We start from the raw sequence: 20,079 nt of genomic DNA, 5'->3' as shown, positions 1-20,079 counted from the left end.
TTATAACAACCAAGGTAAACGTTTACCACTATTATTTTAAACAAAGACCAACGTAAAATTACAAACGATTGTTTTTATTGTTTATTTTCAAGGTAAGCGGTTACCTAAAATCAAATAAAAATTTACAGACAACACTAAAGTGAGGTTTTCAATCAGCAGAAGATTTGATCAAAATCAGAGTATGTCATCGACAAATATGTAAATTATTCGGTAATTTTCTGACCAAATTGTCAATATTAGGAAGATTAATCTGACATGGAATATCGGGAATGGAAGTGTTTAACGATTTGCATTCTTCAAAGTGAAGTTTTAGGCAGAAACACAAGCTCGCACCATGATTATCCCTTAAGAACACAACTAAAATCCGCTTGAGTGTAGATTAAACGGATGGCGCGAAATGCCAAATTATGTCATCAGCATTCAGTGCTGAATAAATAAACTAAATGTGAGGTACAGCCAATGCTATCAGGAAATAGACACCGACTTTGATTCTCGAAATGCAAAATACGATGGTATACAGCCAACAACAAAAGCACTTATAAAAACGATAAGGCTGGTTTGGCCAAGGTCATATAAAACGTCGGAGAACTGTAAATAAAGTCCGTATCGTTGAGCCAACCAATCGCCACTAAGACCCAAACTGACTGCAAATAACACTGTTGCAATAACCAAGGCCAAGAACGTAAGTATCATGACTTCGAGTTGTACTAACGCAAATATGTGTTTGGGGCTTGCGCCTAAGCTTCTAAAAATCGCCAACTCTTGCTTTCGTTCTTTCATCGTTGCTAGCAACATAGTGGCTAACCCAAATAGCGCAGCCAATAAAACAAGGGAAGCAATCACAGATAGTAGTGTTTCCAATTGCCCTATGAGTTGCCATAGCTCGGTTAACGCGACCCCAGGAATTATCGCCATAATAGGTTCGCCCGCATATTTATTGATCTTTTGTTGCAACATCAATGTTGCATATTTGGCTTTAACCCCGACTAAAAAAGCAGAAGATTGATAACTTGAGTGACCAATTTGATTGGCAACTTCGCCTGATCCGTTCCTGTTATTAAGATCGCCTTTTTCATTGGCATGATCGTCGTGCTGATGTTGAGTTTGTAAGTGAGATTCATGTTCTAGACTTTGACTCTTAATCGCGGATTCAGGTTTTTTGGTTGAATACCATGAGATTGTTCACCGTGAGCAAACGCCAATCCATCAAAACTGACATGTAACGTTTGGTCGATTGCCGTCCCTGTCTTAGCTAATATGCCAACAACCTTAAACGGATAACCATCGTGGTGCATAAAGCTAGTGATCCCAACACCGTGGGACAATACGATGTCATCTGCCAATGTATAACCTAGCTTTTTGGCAATGTCTGAACCAATCACAACTTCAGATGCACGTTGCCAAGATTTTCCTTTGGCAAAAGAAAGAGATTGTTTATGCCCGTATTTAAACTTAGTAAAATATTCTTCGCTCGTAGCAATAACTCGAAATCCTCGATGGGAATCGCCCATCGCTATTGGTAATACCCAGTCCACTTGACTTTGACGCTCTAACCACTCTTGAGTGTTATAATTCATGCTCGAATTAACATTGCCAATTCGGTAAATGCTTGCCAGTAATAAGTTTAACGACCCGGTTTTAGGGCCTACAATTAAATCAACACCTGACACTGCTCGGGTAAAATTTACCCGTGTTTGTTGCTTAAGAAGCGCCACAGAGACAAAGACATAAATGCTGATCGCCACCGCAATTACGGTCATAATGGCCGTCAATTTTCGGCTTTTTAAGCTCTTATAGGCTAAAGTAGTTAACATGCTAATTGCCTCTCTAAAACGGCAAGTTCGCGCATATGAAGATGTTCGTCAAACTGAGCAGCCCACCGAGTATCATGACTAACAAACAATATGCCGGTATTGGTTTGCCCTGCAACATCAAACAGCAATTTGATAAAGTCGTCGGCGTTATCTTGGTCTAACGCTGAGGTAGGTTCATCTGCGATGATCAGTTTAGGCTTATTTGCCAACGCTCGCGCTATAGCTATGCGCTGTTGTTGACCAAGACTTAATTGGTTTGCCGATAATTGAAAAACTGAACGCGGTAAATTCAATTTTTCTAAAAGTGTATGAATATCACTGACACTTATTGATTGCTTGGCAAATTGACAGGCAAGTTGAATATTTTCAACCGCGCTTAAATAAGGGATCAGATTGAGCTTTTGAAAAATGACACCAATATTCTGAGCGCGGAATAAGTCCCGCTCACTTCCCGACATCGTGGTTAACTCTTGTCCGAGAACACGTAAAGAACCTTTTTGAGCTCGCCATAAACCGCAGATCAGATGTAATAATGTCGATTTTCCTGATCCCGAATCGCCCTGTAAAAATACCGTTTGGGCTGCTTCAACGCTCATCTTTGGCACGCATAATCGAGTTTTAGACTTGTCGTCAAAGTTAAATTCTAATCCTGTAATGTTAACAATTGGTTCAGTCATATTTTCCTAAGACGCACTTGTTTTGCTTGTATAGTCCAAAGTAATTGCACTTATAATATCGACTTACGATCGGTATTCCTAATTTTGGCTTGCGATTATTCCCTTTTAAATAGTGCATAAACGTAAGGTTTAGTTTCACCGTTAGGCGCTATAAAATCATGATACCGAGACGCTTGAAGTCGAAATTCGCTACCAAGATTTAGCTGAAAATCATCTATCGTCCATTGTTTAATTGGCAAGCCAGTACATTGTGAAACTCCGCCAATGACAAACTGAGCTAACATCACATAACCACCAACCTTTAATACCTGCCTTAAATTGACAAAGTATTGGTCAATTTGCTTTTGATTAATCAAAAAGTGCAATGTTGCCCGGTCAATCCACAATTCGACAGAGTTGGGTATTTCGAGGTGATTTTTATGACTAAAAAATGGTTTTGAGATATCGCTGTTTAAGTAAACGTGGAGATTACGGCCACCTACCCTACTTTTAGTTTCTTTAAGTGCGGTCTTACTAATATCATTCAAAACCATTTGGAAATTGCGATGATGGAGGTATTCAACTAGTTTTGACGTCCCTGCTCCGGCAATAAAAACTAGGCTACCTTCTGCCGGTAAGGCATTTCCTAAAAACTCAATGGTTTGGCTAACATCAGGTTCAAACCACTCTAACTTATGACGATCTTGGTTATCAAAAATGTTATCCCAGTAGTCGGCCAATTCATTTCTTGTCACGTTAATTGTCACGTTAATGTAATTCCAAACTTACTCGGCAATTTTTAAATGGTAAATATTAATCTTTTGCATCTTGTCTTCGATATCCATATCGTTTTCAATTGCGTCAACCAATTCGCCCCCAGCTTTTTCAATCACTCGGATGCCCGCGCTATTTTTTCTAAACAACGAAATACAATGGTTTCAATTAAATGTGAACGAGCTAAAAAACCGCTTAAGCTTTTAATGATGATATTGGTTACACCACGACCACGAGCTTCGGCACACAGCCAATAACCCAATTCAGCTGTTAAATTAACTTTATCAATAGATTTGATACCAAATATACCGGACTTAACACCTCTGAATTTAATAACAAACCACTTCCCTTTATTTACCTCGTCAAATATACGATCTGAAATATATGCTTCGGCTTCTTCTCTAGTGTGCAAGTTTTTAGCTCAGGGAAAAAACGCTCTAGATCATCACGGTTCTGATTAACCAAAATAGAAATGGTTTGTGCGTCGTCTAAAGTCAAAGACAACAGCGAAATATCTGCATTGATGTCAATTTTCAATGTTATGCCCTATTAATTCACTATTTCTAATGAGTTACCAAAAATTAGATTTTGTATTTTCAACTTTAAATACATTTACTTAATGTGATTATGTTTACCCAATTCACTGGCGGTTTTCAACAAAAACCATCTCATAACCCACAATGGCCTATTTGGACGACAAAATTAAATTACTCATTTACATCAAGGTTTACCTAATTAAATATAAAAATACATTGAATGTTAAATTTGACATACACCCCATTAATTGTAATGGTAAAATCAGCCTAATTAAGGAACGATTAACTTGAGTTAATCAAATAATTTATCTAGTCTAGGATTGGGACGATGTTAGAGGCCCGAGTTGTATAAGCAAATAAGCTAAGAAGTGTGTATGTTACGAATTCGGATTTTTATATTATTGACTATACTATTTCACTCAAATGCCTTCGCGAAAGAGTGGGTTTACTATGTTACCAACGGCGATAACCTGTGGGACATAAGTAAAAAATATCTTAAAAGCCCGTCTTATTTCAAACAAGTTCAATCAATTAATAATGTGCTTTATCCTAAAAAACTAGCCCTGGTACGCGCATTAGGATCCCGCTTGAATGGGTCAAAATTTTTGCCGCAGATGTGGAATTAGTCTCATTAAACGGTAAAGCCTTAAAAGTCCAAAAGTCACAAACTTCACCAGCTAAGGCACTCGATGTCTTTACCCTTGGTGACGAGTTAGAAGTCCTCGCGCATTCTACAGCAACAATTCGGTTTGCCGACAATACGGAAATGACCATTTATGGTCCCGCTACGGTTGGTTTTGACCAGCTCCAACATTATGGTGAAACCGGAATGGTTGACACTAGTGTTCGACTCAAAGACGGAAAACTGGAAATTAGAGCCGAAAAAGCGAAAGGAGCAGGATCGCGCCTCGACATTACTACCGCTTCAGCGATTACCTCTGTGAGAGGTACTGTATTTAGAACGTCATCGGTTACCAAAAATGACATTACTCTTTCTTCTATTGAAGTATTAGAAGGGAAAGTTGCGGTAGCGTCAGGTGGCAAAGATGTCGACATCCCTAAAGGGTTTGGTGTCGTCGTCGCTGGAACAGGCAATATGTCAGAGCCTGAATCGCTTTTAGCCGCGCCGACATCGATGGCATTAGCCCCCGAAACAGTTAAACAAAACGTTGAAGTAAGTTGGCATGCCGTTAACGAAGCGAGTCACTACCAATTTTCAATAGCAACTGATGTGCTTTTTTCTAATGTTGTCTATGCTAATAATGTGACCACAACAAGTTATGTTTTACCAACGCTAGACGAAGGTAAATATTTTGTTCGAGTCGCGCCAGTGTCTAAAAGTGGCTTAATTGGCTTTAATATTCAAAAATCAACCATAGTAAATACAACACCAATTCCTCCAGGGCAGTTGCAAAATATTTCGGTTTATCGTTTCTCCGGCTCTCGATTGGATTGGACTTCAAATAACTCAAATAGCTACCGAGTTCAAATTGCATCAGATCGACATTTTAACAATATCATCTTGGATAAAAGTACATCTGAGAACAAGCTGGCTATTTCTGATGATTTAAACGTAGGCAACTATTATTGGCGAGTCGCAACAAGCTCCGCGAATAACATTCTAAAACGTGGCCCCTTCTCTATGGCTGCCGAGTTGAACATTCGCCCGGTATTATTGTCGCCAAACTTGTTTATTTCGGTTAAAGATGAGCAAGTTACGGGGCGCTGGGAAGCACTGAAAAAAGGACTCGGCCTTGAAATTCAAACTAGCTCTGAAAGTGATTTTAAACAATTTAACAAGGTAATAACCACTGAAGACGAGTATGTTTTTAAACCCCAATCAACAACTAAATTCTATGTCCGGGGCCGCTTAATACAAACTAAAGGCGGATACGAAGGTGACTGGTCTGGAACCTGTTTAGTTAATGTCACTAAGCAATTTGCAAAATGCGACATTGCCAATATGGAGCTTACTAATTGATCGATTCTCCACCAATTCGACATACGCAATGGCGTGATTATCAACTTCATTTGATCATTTTGGGACTTGGGTTAGTACTGTTATTTAGCCCCGCAAAAACAACGGTAGAACAACTTATTTATGATCTAGTATTAAATACTCAGATAAAACAAAGTAACAATCACGTCGCAGTTATTACCATCGACGATAAAAGTATCAACCAAATAGGACAATGGCCATGGGGTCGTGATACCCACGCTGATTTATTAAGTATCTTGGCGTCGAGCAATACCAAAGCTATTGGTTTTGACGTGATTTTTTCAGGGGCCAGTCGTTATCCGCAAGACGATGAGCTATTTTCAGCGCAGCTAAAAAATCAAAAAATGTGGTTCTTGCTGTAGCACCTTCGGGCTCAACCCTATTTTCTACCGCAGAATATGAATTATTGCCAACACCCCTTTTAGCTAAAAATGCAGCGATTTTAGGCCATGTCCATTTTGAATTAGACAGCGACGGTACCATAAGAAAAGTATTTTTAAATGCGGGCTATAAAGAAACAAAATGGCCAAGTTTTGGATTAGCACTAGCCTCTTTACATGACGAAACCGTAAATGCAATTGACTCAGATGTGGTACTTGGAAATGGTTGGGTTAGGAAAAACCCAAGACTTCTTTCATATCAACAAGTCAAAGGTGGAATTGATAGTTACTCTTATGTTGACGTGTTAAATGGCACCGTTGATCTAACTAAGCTGAATGATAAAGTGATTCTAATTGGGATGACGGCTTCGGCGATGGGTGATCGCTTTATTACGCCCACTTCGCCATCTCATGGCACCACGCTCATGGGTATTTATTAACGCGTACCTTGTTAATGACATTCTAAATAAAACCGAAGTAATTCCATTACCAAAATTGCTGTTAAACATAATTTATGGGATTAACGCCCTCTTAGTATTTTTTGTCTTTTTTAAAGTTAAGCTTAATCGAATGTTGCCAGTATTGATGGCGTTTATCGTTATCGACACTCTTGCCACGATTTTGTTATATAACTTAATAGCTTATTGGTTTTCTCCCATCGTATTAATTGCATCGCAATGCCTCATTTATGCTCTGTTTATTTTAGTCAAATCCGATCAACTATTTAGTGAAGTTTCGACCTTAAATCACAATTTAGTCCATGACCGAGTCACCTCGCTCGCTAATGAACTCGGACTCAATAATAAACTTAAAAAATTAACCAAGTCAGTAGATGAACCAGCGTTCCATTTGTTTACAATTAAGTTTGGTAAATTTAAAGGGATCAATGATTTACTTGGAACTGAAGCCGGTGATGAGCTGTTACTTACCGCCAAAGAGCAACTCCAAACACTATTTCCTAATGCCGTAGCAATGGCACGCTACCACGGTGCTGAATTTTCAATTTGCATCCCAGTTACTGGCAACAAAAACGAAATCGAAGATATAGGTAATTCGATATTAACTGCCTTTTCAAAACCGTTTCTGATCCGTGATCAACTGTTTAAACTGCCAGTTTGTATTGGCGTCGCAAGTTTTCCATCAGATGCCACCCATAGGCTGTCATTACTTGATGCGACAGAATCAGCCTTGCACAGAGCATTGGAAAAAATGAATCTAATATGTGTGTTTATTCCCATGATATTAAGCTTAAATTAAAAGAACGGGCAAAACTTGAATCCGATTTGGCCAAAGCGCTAGACGAGGGTGAAATCGATATTTTCTATCAGCCACAAGTTGATGCGAGCACAAGCAAAATTGTTGGCGCAGAAGCTCTAGCACGCTGGCATCACCCAGAGCTTGGCATGATTAGTCCAGACGTATTTATTCCAATTGCGGAGAGCACAGGGCTTATTATCGACATCGGTAACTGGATATTATGTAAAGCATGTAAACGGGCGAAAAAATCCAAAATAACGGCAATCCAACATTTAGAATTGCAGTCAACTTGTCTTCCATTCAGTTTGCTCATTCACGCCTTATTGAAGAAGTTGAGGCCGCACTTTCATCTTCGGGATTAGCTCCAGAATTTTTGGAATTAGAGTTAACTGAAAGTTGTGTTGTTGACGATATTAATGCCGCTGTCACCACCTTAAACCAGCTCAAAAAATAGGTATTAGTTTATCAATTGATGACTTTGGTACGGGCTACTCTTCATTAAGCTATCTCAAACACTTCCCGATGGACCGAATTAAGATCGACCGTTCTTTTGTTAGTGGTATTCACGATGGACAGAACAACCAAGAAATTACCTTAGCCATTATTGCTATGGCCAATAGCCTAAATATGAAGGTCATTGCAGAGGGTATTGAAACTCCTGAGCAACAATCGTTTCTGAGTGAAAATAAGGTTGATGAACTCCAGGGATTTTACTTTGGTAAACCTGTCCCTGTCGACCAACTAGAAGCCTTGCTGGCAAGTAAAACCCAAACAACTGAGAACGATTAACTCGTGACACCTATTCGTCCATGACAAGTTGTAGAACTTGAAGTAATGCAGTGTTGTAGCGTTAAAAAACAAAAACCGACATGACGTCGGTTTTTTTGGTTATCGCTTTTAAACGACAATCATTTACTTAAGAAAATACAGATTTAACATCGCTTAAGTTTTTAGTGAATTCTTCGCTATTGAAAAACTTCAGGTCTGGAATAACGCCTTTTTCAACATAAGGTTTTAACATTTCGTTGGTATCAGCATTTTTACCTAAAATCTTGTTATAGATAGCGCCAACACGAACAAAATCTAAGTAACTTACTTTCTCAGTTTGATACGTTAGGTCATTCCAGTTTTCAGCAACTTCAATAAACTCACCAGTAAATTCCCAAGAGCGCATAATTGCGCCCCCAAGTTTACCAGCCATACGTTTAATTGCCGCTTCTAAGAAACTAGGGTTAGCGAACACTTCTTCGTGACGTTCTGCTTCAGTTAAAATTGGTAAAACGCCAATCGTGTGGACAAGAGCAACCAAAGTTAATGTGTCAATATTGATCGAAGAGTGCTTGTTCTCTTTTAACCAGCATTGCATAACGGCCATTGATACGCATGCAACATTTACTGTTTTTTGCCATGTTTTGGTCATGTAATCTTTAACCAATTCATTTCTTGAAACAAACAGTTGTTCCATTGCAATTGCTGTAGCTATATTTTTTATTTGACGCAGACCAATACGAGTAACAGCTTGGTTAAGTGTTTCAACCTTAACTGAACGTCCCATAAAAGCACTGTTAGCAACTTTAACCATACGCGCAGAAAGTGCTGGATCAAAAGCAATAACATCTGCCATCGCTAACAAATTTACATCAGGGTCATCCGCGGCTTCGCGTATTTTAATAGCGATTTCAGGTAGCGTTGGTAAAACCAAAGAATCGCTTTGTATCTTTTCAACCAAAATTGTTAATAAGGCATTCTCAGTAGACATATAGTTTCCTTTAATTGCACATGAGGTGATTAACGGTAAATCACATAAGCTGTGTCTGTTTTTAATGTTAATCTAAATCAATGATTTCACAACTTGTTTTATGATAAAAAAGCAAAGTAAATTGAGACAAAATAATAAAATCAATAGATTGCCTATTATTTACCCTACTTTATGATAAATCACGAGAATCTTGAGCCGTTTGTAACATAGCACGGCTATCCTGTAAGAACTCTTTTGACTTTTCACCAAACCAATTTGCAACCTCACCAAAACGTTGTTTAAACGCTTCTTTATCGTCACGTTTCAAGTCATCAACAGCCTGATCGAGTTCACGGCTAAAGGTATCGGCTAGTTCAATGGCTGAACTGGCACCATAAATGATATCAGCATAGAGCTCAGCGTTTTGCGCAAACAACCTTCCCGTCATCGCCAATTCAAGTCGGTATATTGGTGAACTTAATCTTAATAACTTATTGAGGTCGGCACCTTGTTCAGATAAAAAGCGTCCATACACATAAGTTGTGAAGTGGCGCATAGCTTGAATAAGCTGCATGCTTTTATCATGTTCAACTGCGTCATCGTGTTGCAGTACAACACCCCAAATTGAAATTTGACGTAACAACCAGTCGTATTTATCTGACTCACGTCCTTCACACACAACGACAACTTGTTTTACAAAGTTAGGTACGTCAGGGCCAAACATTGGGTGCAAACCAACAACGGGTCCCGCATGGGCGTTTAACATTGCAGCCAAAGGCTCTGCTTTTAATGAAGTTAAATCGGCCAATATGCAGTCTTGAGGTAATGGTGGTAGTTGCTTAATAACCATAGGTGTTAATTTTATTGGTACAGCAACAATAACGGCGCTTGCGCCCTCGACAATTTCAGCGGCATTGGCCCAATCTTGTTGTTCGATCACTGAAACCTGATATTCACTGCGCTCAAACATTTCGACAAATCTGCGGCCTAACACGCCAGCGCCACCGACGATTACAATTTTGGCGCTAGAGTTAACACATCGGTATGCATGATGTTGAGTTTGATAGCTCTCACGCATAATTCGGCGTAAAAGATCTTCAACTAAATCGGGCGAAACATTTAGCGAAGTAGCTAAATCTCGACGTTCCGAAATAAGTTCGGCTTCGCGAACTGGGTCGTAAATTGGTTTCCTACTTCTCTTTTATAAACGCCAACGGCAGCTGTAACCTGCTGCCGTTTCGCTAAGAGTTCAACCAATTGAATATCGAGTTGGTCTATTTGTTCTCTTAAATTTTCTATTGCCACTAGGCGCCTCCTAGGCGTGTGTCGTTTCTTTTTAGCTACAACCGCAAGTAATCTCTGGTGGTATTCTAGCACTAACTCTTCCGTCGTTTGCCAGTCAATACAACCGTCGGTGATTGACACGCCATATTTCAATTTAGATAAGTCAGCATCCAGTTTTTGGTTACCCGCGTTGATATGGCTTTCAATCATGATCCCAACAATTGAATCATCGCCTTGTTCAATTTGGCCTAACACATCTCTTGCTACTTCACCTTGGCGGTTAAAGTCTTTATAAGAATTTGCGTGAGAACAATCAACTATAATTGCAGGATTGTAACCAGATTTGGTCAATGATTCAGCCGCAGATTTAACGTGCTCTTGTTGATAATTAGGTTGTTTACCACCACGCAGAATCAAATGTGCATCAGGATTACCAACCGTTTGCATAATTGTCACTTGGCCCTGTTCATTAATTCCAAGGAAGTTATGACCGCTGCCAGCTGCACCAATTGCGTTAAGTGCGATATTTACGTTGCCGTCTGTACCGTTTTTAAAGCCAACAGGCATAGACAAACCACTCGCCATTTCTCTGTGTGTTTGCGATTCAGTTGTACGCGCACCAATGGCAGACCAAGATACTAGGTCAGACAAATATTGTGGTGAAATAGGATCAAGTGCTTCTGTCGCAACTGGGATCTCTTGGTCAGTCAACCACAACATTAGTTCACGAGCTTTATTTAAGCCTGTTTCAATGTCGAATGTTCCATCTAAGTGCGGATCGTTAATAAGTCCTTTCCAACCTACTGTTGTGCGTGGTTTCTCAAAATAAACACGCATCACAATAAATTGAGTATCAAGACAAGTTTCTTGTAATGCTTTAAGTTTTAGCGCGTATTCTTTTGCAGCTGCAATATCATGGATTGAGCAAGGTCCCATGATCACTAAAGTACGCGGATCTTTTTATGAATGATATTTGAAATAGTAAGACGTGAATTTGAAATAAACTCTGCGTTTGCCGGCGACAGGGGTAATGCTGTCTTCATTACACTTGGCATTACTAGTACGCGCTCAGACGTTACATTTACGTTGTTTAAAATATCTCGTTGCATGTTGTTTTCCTCTCTATCCACCAAACGCAAAAACCTAGCCATCATCTATGCACCAATTTGGGACAAACAAAGACAAACACCTTTATACTTAACTCAGTGTGTAAACTTAAAATTACAGTGTGTATTGAATTAATTACACAATAAGAAAATGACCAGCATCTGTCAACCCGAACGTAGGTATTTTTTTGCAATTAGTTGAATTTATCCAAGTTTTACATGGTTGGAATAAAAGAAGTGGATTTTGCATTGTCTAATAAGGTAACAGTTGCCCTTATACCTATAGCAGTAGGCTTCGGTGTATTTGCAGACAAATTAATATTTGTGATCGAAAAAATACGATCGGCCCAATTAATCAATCTTATATTTTGAATTGAAAGCTTTGTGAATTGAAAGTTTTGTGAATAAAACGTTAACTGAAAACAACGTGTTATAGAGGGTTGGTATAAAAGCTCGTCAAATATTGTTAAAACGAATAATGATACTGGCTAAAATTAAGTTCTTTCCCTGCCACAGATAAAGCTTTGAACTGCCGAACAATAGAATGTTGGGCTTTGGCAGCTGCGAATGATTCGCCATTCATAATTAAATTCTAGGAACTTAAAAACAAATGGCTCTTTACTTGGTCTAAACCAGTATATACATGCTAGGCCGAGTTATCGTTTAAGATAAATTCGAGAAACTAACAATCCAACTAAGAAGTAAATAGCAAATACCCCACCACTTTTTGAGTCTTTTTCGGGTTGGTCATCTTCCTCGGTTTCGGTTTCGGTTTCAGTTTCAGTTTCCGTATCTGAGGTAAAGGTCGCCGTAACGTCATAATCTTGAGCTAGATAAAAATGACAAATATCAAACACTTCGTTTTTATACCATCGAAAATCTTGCTCGTTAAAAACCGACGTTGCAATATCGTTTAGCCCATCACCGTCTAAATCTCCAATTGCGGTTGCAGTCACACCATCGAAATGTTCACCAATTTTTTGATCTGCACTAAAGGTTCCGTCTTCCATTTGAATGTTTAAAATTAACGCCCCTTTCCAGTAGTCAGTTGTGATCAAATCCAGTTTACTGTCGCTATTAACATAACCAAGCGCAACGCCATAAGTACCATACCCCTTTCTTGCAAGTTGCGTTTCATATGTGTCGCCATTATTCTTAAAAATGAAACTAGAGTAGGTTGTAATAGACGCTGCAGCAATATCCAAATCGCCGTCGCCATCAACGTCACCCGAATCTAATGTAATTATTCCTTCACCTTCAGAAATCAACTTGTCAGCAACAAAAGTGTCATCTTGGTTGATATACCATCTTAATTGCGCATCAGTAATCGTAGCTTCTAATCTTCCAAGGTCACTCGAATAATCAGCTTCAAAACTTGAAATTAGTAGATCATATTCACCGTCACTATTGATGTCGTGCACTACAACTGCATAAGGCGAAATGTCTTCGAATACCAAGGTTTCAATTTTCTCGAAACCATCGAGGCCCTTATTACCAAATATTGTGATTGTCTTAGCACCAAAGTCAGTTACAACAATATCAAGGCTGCCATCCTTGTCCCAATCAACAGCGGTTAATGCTGAGTTATAGTTAAATTGATTGCCGATCAAAACAGGCGTATCAAAGCCATTGCCGTTGTTGTATAAGATTTCAACCTTTTTGCTAAATAGCCAATTAGTAACGACATCATTTTGACCGTCATTATTAAAATCATTGATTATTATACTTTTGGCACCCAACGACTGTTCTGTGACTGGGAATAAATTTTCAGTGCCGCTAAAATAACCAATTTCATCTTGAATGCATAAATTGTCGTCCCAGTGACTAAACTCCCAATTTTCACTGGCATTATGTTCCAGAGTAATTAGTGCGTTTTTAGGGTAATTAAGGACACAGTCATCGGTGCAAGAATCCTCTTGGCTACTAATAAGAACTTCACCTTTGCCAACGATACTCAAGTTTAAATTCTCAGCGTGAGCACCAGACATACCTGCGACAACGACGAGCCATATTCCTATTTGGTAGACCAATTTCATCTATTTTTCCTTTTTATTTTTTAGTTTTTAGTTTTTAGTTTTTAGTTTTTAGTAAAAACGCTTAGTTACTAATTGCGCTATTTTCACTCAATTAGTATCTAAGTGTTTGTTATAGCATCATTATTAGTTAAAGCTAAACCTTAAAAACAATCGTAATTTTGGGTTATTAGAATTATGTATACAAATATGTCCATTGAAAAATAAGCTAGAACAACAGTCCGGCAAATATTCTCGGATTAATACAAACCAGTCTGATAACCAAAGTTGAAATATTTTGGTTTGTCATCCGAACAGGATATAGGGGCGAATAAGCGCAACAATAAAAATCACTTTGTCATCTAAATCTATCCATTGTGTTAATAAAAATTAGGCAATAAAAAACCGGCCGGAGCCGGTTTTCTTTATGTTTTTGTAGTCATTACAAAACTTATTCTACTGTTGTAACTGTTAACTGCTTAGTTACATCATCAAACGAGAATCTATATTGACCCGCAGGTTGTTGGAAACTGATGTTTTTAGAATCGTTTCCATGCGTTGTATCAAATGGCACACCTAGTTCAATTACGTTAGTGCCTGCAGCTTCTTGCTCTGCACTTGCACCGTAGTTGAATCCAAATGACCCACCCCAACCTTCGTCGGCTATTTTAAAGAAGCCTGTTCCAGTTGTAGTAACAACACTTGAGTAAACATGGCCCGCTTCTGCGTCATTACCTGCATCAGATGGTTCGAAGTTCAAACGCATTGTTTCGTCTGCACCCCAGTCACCTGAGCCGTAAATACCGCCACGAATGTAGATTGGCGCTTCAACAACTTTCAACTCACCTTTTGTCTTACCGTCGAATGAAATTGAGAACTCATACGCTGTAGACTCAGTCGGTGACACAGTAAAGTTACCATTCTCGCCGATTGCTAATGCGCCATCCGCTGTAGAATAGTCATATGCGCTAGGACCTAAATCTAGTGCGCCACCCCATGCTTTACTTGCAAACTTAAATGCATGTGTGCCACCAGCTTCAAGACCATAAACCAATGAATATTCACGAGTATCTTCGTTATATTTAGCTTCGTCTTCATCTGGTGCAGGGTCACCCCAACCTGTCATCGTTCCGCGAATGTATACTTTTTCAGTTCCATACGGCACGCCTGATTGTACTAGCAACGTAGGATTAGCAACATCTGAAAGGTCTAAAACAACGTCAAATTCACCGTCAGATGCCACCACTAAGGATAATGCGCTACCATCATTTTCTAATGTCAGAGCTTCACCTATAGTGACATCAGCATCGCCTGTCTTACCACCAACAGCAAAGCCATTGTCAGCGTCGGCTAAAACCAATGAATAAGTTCCTGCGGTTAATGCAACTTTTGATGCGGCATATTGACCATTACTCGTATAAGCAAGCTCAATTGGGTCATTAGCATCAATTGTTAACATTGGAAACGCAGCTACTGGTGTTTTATTAATAGTCAAAGTTGCCTCTGACGATTTAGCAGCATCAAACTCAAACAGGTAGAATGAATCAGATTCCAAAGAAATCGACATATCTTGACCAACACCTTCACCAGCGGTTAAAGCGATTGTTCCACCAACACTTGGGGTATCTCCACCTTTTACGCCACCGTAAGTGGTAGGTTCTGACCAATTTGCATCTGCAACTTTGAAGAAGTAGCTTGTTTCACATTGAGTGACACAGGCAAAATCATCGAAGTTAGCATTCGCCGCCAATGTCAGCTTAGAACCTTCTGTTAAAGCATAAGTCTGCGTATCAGACGTCGGTGCATCAACACCATCAGGTAGACTCAACATATGTGTGCCGTCACCTAATGTAACTGACGTGCCATCAGCAAGCATTAATACCGAACCCGCAGGGATAGAATTAACAGCCAACATTTCACCGTCAGGTAAAGTTAGCGTTTCGCCAGCTTCAATCATCACTTCTATCTGCTTACCTGCAACATGACTTAGTGATGAACCTTCTGGGTGATCGGTATACGTTAAATGATAAGCATAGTGGCCGTCACCTTTGTGCGTAAATTGCGCAGTTTCCAGTGGGTCACCCCAACCATTAAAGCCGCCACGTAGGTAAACAGTGGTTTCCGTTGGGTCAAACTCTTCTATACATTTAGACGCGATATCTGTTTGGCCAACACCGACTGGGTATGAACCTGCAGGGCAATCTAAGATTTCTTGGCCTAAACAAGCTTCACCTGATGCATCAAGTGCTGTTCCCCAGCCACATGATTTACTGCCAGCTGAGGCACCAAAAAACGGATGTTGGTTAGCTAAGAAAACGCCGTCGATAAAGTTCGCTGGGAAACCTTCTTGGAAGAAGACCCGCTTGTCTATGTCGTGGAATACAACGTCGCCGCTATTACCTAATGGGATCATTGCATCGTTTTGAGTAATGAATTTATCACCACTGCTTTTGTGGTAAACAATAAAGTTACCGCAATTGTCGTGGCCATCAACTAAATCTAAAACCCAAAACATACCGTAATTAGGATCAATGCCTGTTGGCGATTTACCTTGGCCCCAGCTCGTAACACTTGCATTGTCGCCATCTTCAGCGTACGCAGTACAGTTACTGTTGTTCCAAGGTATGGATAGTTATGCCTTCATAGTTAGCTGAATCCTGCTCACCATTTTTACGGAAATAAACTACTGCTTGACCCGTCCCTGCCATATCAATAGGTGCAGGCGCATCAGCAATAGGGTTTGCTTCAGGTGTAATACAGTCGTATGTTCCTGATTCATCCAAAATTTTGTAGTTTGGACATTCGGTCGGCGGTGTGTAACACAATTCTTGATTATCTAATGCACTATTGATTGATAGTTCTAAGCCACGCTTAGCTCTATCAAGACGCTGTGAAGCACCTAAATAGTCAGAATAAGGAATTTGTGCAAACCAAGAGTCAAACCAAGTGTCAAAGTTATCGCCAAAAATGACATCTTGTTTTTGACCGACTTTAAACGCTTTAGCTTCCGCTTTTGCAATTACCTGACGTGCAACTTCTTCTTCAGTCAAACCAAATTGATTAGTGTGACCGGTAGCCGCAGTCGCAAAAGCAGCGTAAAGATCAGCAGCACCATAGTCGTAAGTATAGGCAGTTCCAGTTGCGGACAAATCATTGCTATTCCAAGCAGTAACTTCCGCATCTGACCATGTACCTGCCGGATCGACGATTGCACGTAAACTGTCTTTTTCATCTTGAGTTAGTGGATAAAAATCTGAATCTATTGATTGCACGATATCTGGTAATTGGCATACCAAACCAGACGCTGCAGTTTCAATTACACCAGTGACAGCATTTACCTGCCCGGGTGTTGTCAGAACATTTTTTCAATTTTTTCATCCTCTGTACTACAGCCACTTAAGACTGTTGTCGTTGCAATTAATGCAACTGCCAAAGGTTTTAACTTAAAATTCATAGGAAATAACTCCATTAACTAGTGTTTAGTCATTAGGTGCTATTAAAATGTTATCCCCAGAAGCATTGGCTTCTAAGGTTTTTGGTAAAACGTAACCCTGTCGATACTGCTCTACTACTGGTTGTTGCCTAGTGGTAGATTACATTTATTTTACCTGTCCGAAATCGCTGATTACAAAACACTCAACACCATGGAAGATAATAGACGCTTAGGCCTTTGTATATATAGAACGGACTTGCATACCCATGAATACGTATGCGTGCCAAACAAGCTTGTTAATTACTAATTTGTTGATTATGTTTAGCGACGTTGCCAGAAAAAATAATCAAAAAGTGTATAAACGCTATTTAAATGTGAAAAGTTTAGTCCGAAATAAACGCAGTCACACTCTTCAACAAAAATAACAACAACTTGTTTGAGGAATACACATGAAAAAGTTTAAGCCCAGCGCGCTTTCACTTGCGTTAATGTTAGGCGGTGTCTCGTTTGCAACTTTGCCTACGTACGCAGCTGAAGATGACGAACCAAAAGCAGCTGAAGAAGACGTAGAAGTCATCGAAGTACGTGGTTTCCGTCGCAGTCTTATAGAATCACTAAATACCAAACGTTATTCAGATACTGTTGTAGAAGCAGTTTCCGCAGATGACATGGGTGCATTACCAGACGTATCAATCGCCGACGCGATTTCACGATTACCTGGTGTTACTGCCGTTCGTTCTGGTGGTCAATCTAGTGAACTAAATATACGCGGTATGTCAGGTGGATTTGTATTTTCTACCTTAAATGGCCGTGAAGTCGTTACTGATGAAGGTGGTCGTTCTGTTCAATTTGACCAATACCCATCAGAACTCATAAACCAAGTACAAGTATACAAATCACAAAAAGCGTCACTTGTTGAAGGTGGTGTTGCCGGTTCTATCGAACTTAAAACGGCAAATGCTTTGGAAAATGACGAAGACCACACTTTCGCAATCCAAACCAAACTTAGTTACAACGATTCTGCTGATGAACATCCAGATGCAGATCCGCTAGGTAACCGTATCAGTTTCTCGTATCAAGGTAAGTTCCTAGATGAAACGGTTGGTGTTTCTTTGGGTTATGCGCGTTTGCAACAACCAAAGATATCTACACAGTTTGTAAATTATCAACCTCGACTCGCTAAGTTACCAATTGATGGCTTAGAAGATGGTGGTTTGTCACAACCTGTCATCGATACCGACGGCAACGTCGTACTTGATGAAAATGGCAACGAAGTGATGGAATCAGGTTATTACATCATTCCACAGGGTTTTGAATTAATGGCTCGCGGTGGTGAAGAACTTCGCCAAGGTGTTATGGGTTCACTGACCTATCAACCTACTGATGAACTTACCATCAAAGGTGACTTCTTCTATTCTAAGTTTGATTCACAAGGTATAGACCGCGGTTACCGTGTTAATGGTATTGGTTCAATTGCAGATGGTAATTCAATTTACTTCCAGAACCCAGTATTTGCGGGTGACAATAATGAATACCTAGTTGGTGGTTCTTATTATAGAGATGTAGATGATAATCCGGATAACAACCCTCCGTACCCACGTTATGCAAATACATTAACATTCCAAACTCAAGCGGATGACAACACGACAAACAGTGAAGTTAAGTCTTTTGGTTTTAATGTTAACTATTTAATCTCCGATGACTTAGAAATGACATTAGATATTGCCCATTCAAGCGGTGAGTCTGACTACCGTGACGAAGTTATGCGTTTATGGGTTTCTGAAGATGCATCTGCTGCAATGCCTGTTGTTACTGACAACATTGTTGTTAATGTCGATTACAATGGCTTAGAATTACCTGATATTTCGTTTAATGACGATGTGCAAGGTGCGTTAACCGATCCGTCGCGCATGATGGTTGGTTCACTTGAGAAGTACCCTCATTTAGAGAAAAACGAAGCAAACTCTGTACGTTTAGACTTTAAATATACGCTTGATAATGATTATTTATCGGGTATTGAAACAGGTGTTCGCTATGCTGACAGAAGTTATAGCAACCGTCGTCAAGCATACAACTACTGTGACATTGCCAATTACGGTCAATTGTTGCGTAATGGTCAATACGTTTTAGGTTACGATGAAAATCAACAACCTGAAGAAACGTGTATGCCTTATCAGCTACAAGATGGCGATTATGAAATTGTGCAACTTGAAGGTGAGTTTTCTAACTTCCCAGCGTTTATTGGCGTAGATAATACTTACATTGAAAATGTCTGGTTAAAAAGCCAAGGTGAAGATACGACCGCTCGTCAAGATTGGGCCTACGATTGGACAATCTGGCAAGAAAGCCTTGTTGAAGAAGAAACTTTATCGTTTTATCTTCAAGCAAACTTAGATACTGAAATAGGTGGCTTCCCGCTAACAGGTAACATTGGTGCTCGTATAATTCATACGGAACAATCAGCGACTGGTGTTGAAGATCCTGTTGTCGCTGGCGGTGGCGACCCTATTACTGATGACTTTGGTGAGACAAGAACAACTTATCTTCACACGACTCTAGGTATCGATTACACCGACGTTTTACCATCAATGAACTTAAATGTTCAATTGACGGAAAACGACCAACTTCGTTTTGCAGCGGCACGTGTAATGTCACGTCCTGACATGAACAACATGGCAGTAAGTGGTGCATGGTCGTTTGGTGAAGACAAAGAAAAAGGTGTTGCAAAAGAAGCCGATTTAAATCGTGATACGTCTCCAGAAGTTCGACCGTTTTATGCAAATCAATATGATTTGTCTTATGAGCATTATTTCTCGGAAACTGAAGGCGCAATCGTAGTTGCACTTTATTACAAAGACATCGAAAACTTCCCAGAGAAAACGACGTTACGTGATTACGACTTTGAAGCAAATGGCATTACACCGCCAGCTGTAGATCCAAATGATGAATCGCAAACACCTGTGCCTTCTGGTGACTACCATGTTCTTCTAAACAACGGTAAGGGCGGTTATTTCCGCGGGATTGAAGTTGCATATACGCAAACATTCAGTTTCTTACTAGAGTGCATTTGAAGGCTTAGGTATCAGTGCA

The 20,079-nt window shown here is 39.7% G+C and carries 13 protein-coding genes and 4 pseudogenes; 6 read left to right on the top strand and 11 right to left on the bottom strand.

Going from position 1 to position 20,079, the window contains the following annotated elements; all coding sequences use genetic code 11:
- Positions 1-465: 465 nt before the first annotated feature.
- From PN838_RS21020 to PN838_RS21000, 5 genes are all read right to left on the bottom strand, one after another.
- Positions 466-957 (bottom strand): ABC transporter permease, encoded by a 492-nt coding sequence (locus PN838_RS21020; protein ID WP_272182673.1) that lies wholly within the window; start codon positions 955-957, stop codon positions 466-468.
- Between the two features lie 167 nt (positions 958-1,124).
- Entirely contained in the window at positions 1,125-1,814 is a 690-nt protein-coding gene (locus PN838_RS21015; protein ID WP_272181868.1) for an ABC transporter permease, read from the bottom strand.
- Complete coding sequence (locus PN838_RS21010) at positions 1,808-2,491, bottom strand: ABC transporter ATP-binding protein (protein WP_272181867.1); 684 nt, start codon at positions 2,489-2,491, stop codon at positions 1,808-1,810. Before PN838_RS21010 ends, PN838_RS21015 begins: the two co-directional genes overlap by 7 nt.
- A 95-nt stretch (positions 2,492-2,586) precedes the next feature.
- Complete coding sequence (locus tag PN838_RS21005) at positions 2,587-3,225, bottom strand: methyltransferase domain-containing protein (protein WP_272181866.1); 639 nt, start codon at positions 3,223-3,225, stop codon at positions 2,587-2,589.
- A 134-nt stretch (positions 3,226-3,359) separates the two neighbouring features.
- On the bottom strand, positions 3,360-3,656 hold the full coding sequence (locus PN838_RS21000; RefSeq protein ID WP_272181865.1) for a GNAT family N-acetyltransferase: 297 nt from the start codon (positions 3,654-3,656) through the stop codon (positions 3,360-3,362).
- Positions 3,657-4,396: 740 nt separating this feature from the next.
- Between PN838_RS21000 and PN838_RS20995 the strand changes: the two genes are divergently transcribed.
- The 5 genes and pseudogenes from PN838_RS20995 (at position 4,397) to PN838_RS20970 (ending at position 8,205) form a co-directional block, all read left to right on the top strand.
- A complete protein-coding gene (locus tag PN838_RS20995; protein ID WP_272181864.1) occupies positions 4,397-5,761 on the top strand; it encodes a FecR family protein in 1,365 nt (454 codons plus the stop codon).
- Positions 5,758-6,599, top strand: a pseudogene (locus tag PN838_RS27610) (CHASE2 domain-containing protein). The gene PN838_RS20995 and the pseudogene PN838_RS27610 overlap by 4 nt, the downstream one beginning before the upstream one ends.
- The gene (locus PN838_RS20980; RefSeq protein ID WP_272181861.1) at positions 6,571-7,416 is read left to right on the top strand and encodes a GGDEF domain-containing protein; all 846 of its coding nucleotides are present in this window, start codon (positions 6,571-6,573) and stop codon (positions 7,414-7,416) included. The pseudogene PN838_RS27610 and the gene PN838_RS20980 overlap by 29 nt, the downstream one beginning before the upstream one ends.
- A complete protein-coding gene (locus PN838_RS20975; protein ID WP_272181860.1) occupies positions 7,380-7,778 on the top strand; it encodes an EAL domain-containing protein in 399 nt (132 codons plus the stop codon). Before PN838_RS20980 ends, PN838_RS20975 begins: the two co-directional genes overlap by 37 nt.
- Positions 7,706-8,205: pseudogene (locus PN838_RS20970) on the top strand (EAL domain-containing protein). The gene PN838_RS20975 and the pseudogene PN838_RS20970 overlap by 73 nt, the downstream one beginning before the upstream one ends.
- Before the next feature lie 127 nt (positions 8,206-8,332).
- Here PN838_RS20970 and PN838_RS20965 read toward each other — a convergent pair.
- The 6 genes and pseudogenes from PN838_RS20965 to PN838_RS20940 all read right to left on the bottom strand — a co-directional run bounded on the left by PN838_RS20965 (position 8,333) and on the right by PN838_RS20940 (position 16,852).
- Entirely contained in the window at positions 8,333-9,175 is an 843-nt protein-coding gene (locus PN838_RS20965; RefSeq protein ID WP_215965456.1) for an HDOD domain-containing protein, read from the bottom strand.
- Positions 9,176-9,344: 169 nt separating this feature from the next.
- Positions 9,345-10,459 (bottom strand): annotated as a pseudogene (gene tyrA, locus PN838_RS20960) (bifunctional chorismate mutase/prephenate dehydrogenase).
- A 36-nt stretch (positions 10,460-10,495) separates the two neighbouring features.
- Positions 10,496-11,547 (bottom strand): annotated as a pseudogene (locus PN838_RS20955) (3-deoxy-7-phosphoheptulonate synthase); the annotation flags it as partial.
- A 653-nt stretch (positions 11,548-12,200) separates the two neighbouring features.
- Positions 12,201-13,580: an FG-GAP repeat domain-containing protein gene (locus PN838_RS20950; RefSeq protein WP_272181859.1), complete on the bottom strand. Its 1,380-nt coding sequence runs from the start codon at positions 13,578-13,580 to the stop codon at positions 12,201-12,203.
- Between the two features lie 427 nt (positions 13,581-14,007).
- Positions 14,008-16,071, bottom strand: a complete 2,064-nt coding sequence (locus PN838_RS20945; protein ID WP_272181858.1) for an early set domain-containing protein — start codon at positions 16,069-16,071, stop codon at positions 14,008-14,010.
- Between the two features lie 91 nt (positions 16,072-16,162).
- Complete coding sequence (locus PN838_RS20940) at positions 16,163-16,852, bottom strand: hypothetical protein (protein ID WP_272181857.1); 690 nt, start codon at positions 16,850-16,852, stop codon at positions 16,163-16,165.
- Between the two features lie 586 nt (positions 16,853-17,438).
- Between PN838_RS20940 and PN838_RS20935 the strand changes: the two genes are divergently transcribed.
- Positions 17,439-20,060: a TonB-dependent receptor gene (locus PN838_RS20935; RefSeq protein WP_272181856.1), complete on the top strand. Its 2,622-nt coding sequence runs from the start codon at positions 17,439-17,441 to the stop codon at positions 20,058-20,060.
- Positions 20,061-20,079: the final 19 nt, after the last annotated feature.

Source organism: Psychrosphaera algicola, from assembly GCF_028401425.1.
In the GTDB taxonomy this organism is placed as follows: Bacteria; Pseudomonadota; Gammaproteobacteria; order Enterobacterales; family Alteromonadaceae; genus Psychrosphaera; species Psychrosphaera algicola.
The sequence above is the reverse complement of the archived record's forward strand: the minus strand, read 5'-3'. Positions and strand labels throughout refer to the sequence as shown.

Coding starts and splice junctions, on each gene's coding strand:
- PN838_RS21015 (WP_272181868.1), bottom strand. CDS start 1,814: ATGTTAACTACTTTAGCCTATAAGAGCTTAAAAAGCCGAAAATTGACG.
- PN838_RS21020 (WP_272182673.1), bottom strand. CDS start 957: ATGTTGCAACAAAAGATCAATAAATATGCGGGCGAACCTATTATGGCG.
- PN838_RS20965 (WP_215965456.1), bottom strand. CDS start 9,175: ATGTCTACTGAGAATGCCTTATTAACAATTTTGGTTGAAAAGATACAA.
- PN838_RS20950 (WP_272181859.1), bottom strand. CDS start 13,580: ATGAAATTGGTCTACCAAATAGGAATATGGCTCGTCGTTGTCGCAGGT.
- PN838_RS20975 (WP_272181860.1), top strand. CDS start 7,380: ATGTGTGTTTATTCCCATGATATTAAGCTTAAATTAAAAGAACGGGCA.
- PN838_RS20935 (WP_272181856.1), top strand. CDS start 17,439: ATGAAAAAGTTTAAGCCCAGCGCGCTTTCACTTGCGTTAATGTTAGGC.
- PN838_RS20945 (WP_272181858.1), bottom strand. CDS start 16,071: ATGTTTTGGGTTTTAGATTTAGTTGATGGCCACGACAATTGCGGTAAC.
- PN838_RS21010 (WP_272181867.1), bottom strand. CDS start 2,491: ATGACTGAACCAATTGTTAACATTACAGGATTAGAATTTAACTTTGAC.
- PN838_RS20980 (WP_272181861.1), top strand. CDS start 6,571: ATGGCACCACGCTCATGGGTATTTATTAACGCGTACCTTGTTAATGAC.